Genomic DNA, 1,491 nt, shown 5'->3' with positions numbered 1-1,491 from the left:
TGAACTGTACCCCATAATATGGACAGTTTATAAAAAGAGCCTTAGGCAGCTAAGAGATGGCCTCGGTATTGTACCGGGGTCATCTTATTTAACTTCCACTGATATCTCTCGTTATTATATTTACTTATATAGTTGTTCACTTCTTCTTTTAGTTGGTTAAAGCTCTCACATGCTTTATGATCCACCATATCTTTCAAATGACCAAAGAATGATTCCATTGGGGCGTTATCCCAACAGTTTCCTCTGCGAGACATCGACTGGAGAAGGCCAGCTTTTTTCACTCTATATTGAAAATGAGGGTGAGTGTAATGAAAGCCTTGATCTGAATGAATCATGGCTTCCGGATGAAAATACCTAACGGCTTCTTCAAGTTTTTCAAGAGTCCGATATACGATATCCATACCTAACGAAGTAGATACATGATGAGCGACAATTTCGTTTGTTGTACTATCTTTCACGCAAGAAAGGTAAGCTTTTTGGCCTCTGCCATAATACGTATAGGTGATATCGGTTAAAAAGACTTTACCTGGTTCTTCTTGTTTGAATTTGCGCTTCAGATGATTTTCACACCTACGGTGTTCTTGGGTAGCTTTCATCATTTTTTTGTAAGGCTTCGCTTGTCTGATCTTCGCCCTGAGTCCAAATTTCCTCATCAACCTTCGGACTTTCTTATGATTCATGATTACCCCATAATCATTTTCAAGGATCATTTTAATTTGAAGAGCTCCTACTTTTTCTTGGTTTTGTGTAAAGATGGATCGAATCATCTCTATATCCTTTTCATCTTTTTCATCTCGGACCTGTCTTTCAAACTCCTTATGTATCCACGCATAATAGCCACTTCGGCTCACCCCCGCGAATGTACATAAGTAAGACACCATATTTTTCATAGAATACTTACGGATGGTCTGTTCAATCCGTTGATAGACTTCAGCTGGAGCTATTTTCGTTTCTTCAACGCCTGCCTCTCGAGTTCGTCTAGCTTTTTTAGGAAGTCATTTTCTGCCTCTAAGTACTTAATACGGGCTTCTGCTTTTTCAAGCTTTTCTTCCGCCGAGAGTTCTTTTGAAGAAGGTCTGCCTTTACTGCCTTTCCCTCGTCGCTCCCCCTCAAGCCCAAGATCTCCGTGCTTTTCAAAGGTTTCACGCCAACGCTTCAAGCATCGCTTTGGCTGCTTCTTTCCCACAACACTCAAATCAAATCCGTGTTCCTCGAAAATTTGAGTAGGGAACTTTCCATTTTGATATTCACGAATGGCGACTTTCTTAAAATGAGGGTGATAGGTAATGGAACGATCTGAAACCCTTATCACATTTGGGTTGGCCTCCAGTTGTTTCATTTCCAAATTTGAATATAGTTGTTTACTCATAATTCCATCCACTCCGTTCATAAACTTATTTTCATTATAAACGGGTTAAATTTCTAGAGATAGAAATAACCCGAATAACGGGGCACTTTTTTATAAGTGTCCATTATTCGGGTTATAGTTCA

1 protein-coding gene is annotated in these 1,491 nt (G+C 39.6%); it reads right to left on the bottom strand.

Annotated elements, in window-relative coordinates:
* Window positions 1-41: 41 nt before the first annotated feature.
* Window positions 42-1,369 (bottom strand): IS3 family transposase gene (locus GLV97_RS19675; RefSeq protein WP_160890398.1). Its coding sequence is split into 2 segments (ribosomal slippage): window positions 42-997 and window positions 997-1,369, totalling 1,329 coding nucleotides; the frame shifts between segments, so codons are not numbered across the junction.
* Window positions 1,370-1,491: the final 122 nt, after the last annotated feature.

Origin of the sequence: Halobacillus litoralis (assembly GCF_009856355.1) — a bacterium.
GTDB lineage: Bacteria > Bacillota > Bacilli > Bacillales > Halobacillaceae > Halobacillus > Halobacillus litoralis_B.
Note: the sequence above shows the minus strand (reverse complement) of the source record. Positions and strands in the feature narration are given on the sequence as shown.